General features: G+C 63.3%; 5 protein-coding genes and 1 pseudogene. 5 read left to right on the plus strand and 1 reads right to left on the minus strand.

What is annotated here, in order from left to right; translation table 11 throughout:
• From FV229_RS26350 to FV229_RS26365, 3 genes are all read left to right on the plus strand, one after another.
• Positions 1-114: transposase domain-containing protein (locus FV229_RS26350; RefSeq protein ID WP_147754740.1), on the plus strand; the 114-nt coding region annotated here is incomplete at its 5' end.
• Between the two features lie 439 nt (positions 115-553).
• Positions 554-1,147 (plus strand): recombinase family protein, encoded by a 594-nt coding sequence (locus tag FV229_RS26360; protein WP_147754742.1) that lies wholly within the window; start codon positions 554-556, stop codon positions 1,145-1,147.
• A 5-nt stretch (positions 1,148-1,152) separates the two neighbouring features.
• Positions 1,153-1,596, plus strand: a complete 444-nt coding sequence (locus tag FV229_RS26365) for a hypothetical protein (RefSeq protein ID WP_147754743.1) — start codon at positions 1,153-1,155, stop codon at positions 1,594-1,596.
• Here FV229_RS26365 and FV229_RS26370 read toward each other — a convergent pair.
• Positions 1,569-2,021 (minus strand): hypothetical protein, encoded by a 453-nt coding sequence (locus tag FV229_RS26370; protein WP_147754744.1) that lies wholly within the window; start codon positions 2,019-2,021, stop codon positions 1,569-1,571. The two genes, FV229_RS26365 and FV229_RS26370, sit on opposite strands and share 28 nt — an antisense overlap.
• 176 nt (positions 2,022-2,197) lie before the next feature.
• On the opposite strand from FV229_RS26370, the gene FV229_RS26375 reads away from it, so the two are divergent.
• Both FV229_RS26375 and FV229_RS26380 read left to right on the plus strand, forming a co-directional pair.
• The gene (locus FV229_RS26375) at positions 2,198-2,461 is read left to right on the plus strand and encodes a hypothetical protein (protein WP_147754745.1); all 264 of its coding nucleotides are present in this window, start codon (positions 2,198-2,200) and stop codon (positions 2,459-2,461) included.
• A gap of 113 nt (positions 2,462-2,574) precedes the next feature.
• Positions 2,575-2,714 (plus strand): annotated as a pseudogene (locus tag FV229_RS26380) (IS3 family transposase); the annotation flags it as partial.

Genomic DNA, 2,714 nt, shown 5'->3' on the forward strand with positions numbered 1-2,714 from the left:
GCCTACCTCACCGACGTCGTCACCCGCATCGTCGAGGGCCACCCGCAGCGCCGTCTCGACGACCTGCTGCCATGGGCCTACCCAGCCATGCCAGCCCTCAAAGCCGTGGCCTGAAAACAGCGCTTACATAAGAACCCGCTCCCCGCACGATCCTTGAAGGCGTTCGCTCGGCGGACGTACCCGAGCACTGTCCGCGGATTGCGGTGCCCTGAGAGTTCCATGATCCGTGCGAGATCAGCTCCGCGCTCGGTCGCCGTCGTGATGTAGCCAGCCCGCAGGGAGTGCACGCCGAACGTCGAGGCATCAAGCCCGGCCGCCGTGCAGTAGCGCTTGCCTTGTCAGCACACGTGCGCACGATGTCATGCCGACCTCGGGCCATGAGAGCATGAGGTCAAACCGACCACCAACGGGGACCTGTATGTCAAGGAAACGACCGTTTTCCCGACGTCACTGGGGTTCGTCCTTTGAACAGGCTTGAAAAGCTCTGTTCTTGTCGGGAAAACATGACTGGTTTTCTATTGCGGATTAAACGTGCCTGAATCAATATCCCGACATGCTCGTCGGATATGCCCGCGTTTCCACCCTCGACCAGAACCTCGACCTCCAACGCGATGCCCTCACCAGGGCCGGGTGCGAGAAGCTGTTCGAGGAGAAGAAGTCCGGCAAGGCCGGGACCAAGCGTCCGGAGTTCGAGGCGGCGCTCGCCTACCTGCGACCCACCGACGTGCTCGTGGTGTGGAAGCTCGATCGGCTGGGCCGGTCACTCGTCGAGATGATGCGCACCATCGACTCCTTACGCCTTAAGGAGATCCACTTCCGTTCGCTGACTGAGCAGTTCGACAGCGACACCGCCCATGGCCGGTTCGCCCTGCAGATGCACGGCGCCATGGCGGAGTACTTCCTCGACCTCAACCGCGAGCGCACGATGGAAGGGCTCAAGGCGGCGCTGGCCCGCGGACGCAAGGGTGGTCGGCCCAAGAAGTTGACGGAGGCCGACCTCGAGGTCGGTCGCGCCTTGTTACACAGCGGCACCATTTCGATCGCGGCCATTGCCAAACGCCTCGGGGTCAGCCGGGACACGTTCTACAACTACTTCCCGCAGGCGCGTGCACGCAGCCAAGCTGCAGCATCTGCCGGAAAAGGCTGACCTCCATGCCGATCCGGCGCGAGCATCGCTTCTTCTACCCCATCGACTGGCCGCAACTCTCCGCGGCGATCCGCTTCGGGCGGGCGGGTGGCGCCTGCGAGGGCTGCGGTCGGCCCCATGGGCTGACCGTGTACCATCTCGGTGATGGGCGCTGGTGGGATGCCAGCATCGGCGCCTGGCGCGATGGACAGGGTCGTACGCTGCGCAGCCTGCCGACGATCGAAGATCTCGGTCGCATCCGTACGACCCGCGTTGTGCTGGCGGCCGCGCACCGGGATCACGACACCACGAACAATCTCGACCGGAACCTCGCAGCCTTCTGCCAACGCTGCCACATCAACCACGATCGCCCCGAGCACCGGCGTCGACGCTGGCGCACCCTGTTCCGCCGTAGGGCGATGGGCGATTTGTTTCGGGGGCTCTACCCGACCGCGAACAAATCGAGCTGAAGCGTCGATCCCTGCCCCCTGCCCCGCCGGCCACCCCGTGGAAGTGGCTTGATCACCGGCAGGGCTCCGGTCCCCTTGGCATGCAGCACGGCCCCGATAATCTGGCAGCCGTCGCCCGGGTGATACACGTAAGCACGGCAGCCATCGGCCTGGAGGATCTCCTGAACAATCGCCTCGTCATCGGGACGTGCGCATAAGGCGTTCAGCAAACACGCTAGCCCAAGCGAGGCGATGTTCGAGAAGTAGAATTCGCGCTGGTACCCGGTCCAAACCTGATGCTGTGCACCGACACTGGTTCGCGCGAATGGATTGTGGGGCGCAAACACCGTGCTCTCGTCCAGGACGAAAGCGGCGATCGCATCGCGGTCAGCGATATGCAGCGCGGTCCGGATCGATGCGCCAAGCTGACGCCGGGGGATAGGCACGCGTTCACATCCTCATATCGTTATAGACTGAGATCGGCCCGAGCCACGGCAGAGACACGATCGATCCCGGTTCGGCGCATGTCTCGAAAAAGAAGCCCCTCAACATCCAAAAAGAGGTCTGACTACGCCTGTTTGGCTATGTCCTTGCCAAACAGATCGTTTTACGAATTGACGCCATGCCACAGCTTGCAGGCGTACCCACTTCTGGGTTCGAACTTCGGATCCTGCGCCGTCCTTGCGATGGTAGCGGGCGTATCGAGACGCGGCACATCCACATCGAGGCGAGCTCGGGAGATCAGGCGATCGCTCAAGGCAGGTTTCTCGCTGAGGCGATCCTTGAGGGCTGGTCCGGTGTGGCGACGCTCACCAACGAAGCTGGTGCCCTGATCTGGTCGACGCGCAAGGACATGCCGCCGCCGACAGCACCTGGCATGATCTGATCGCTGGCCACCCGCCGCGTCTGGGCGTGACCAAGGCCGGAGAGACGCTTGGTCAGCCCCCATTGAAGTGGTCCGCCCTTTGGTATGGCTTTTGAGCCTGGAGGACGGACGAGATGGCAAAACACCCGAAGCCCGAGGAGATCGTCGCGAAGCTCCGTCAGGCGGACGTGCTGATCTCACAGGGCCAGAGCGTGGCCGATGCAATCCGCGCGCTCGGTGTGAGTTCGGTGACGTACTACCGGTGGCGGCGTGA

Source organism: Methylobacterium sp. WL120 (assembly GCF_008039465.1).
Taxonomy (GTDB): Bacteria; Pseudomonadota; Alphaproteobacteria; order Rhizobiales; family Beijerinckiaceae; genus Methylobacterium; species Methylobacterium cerastii.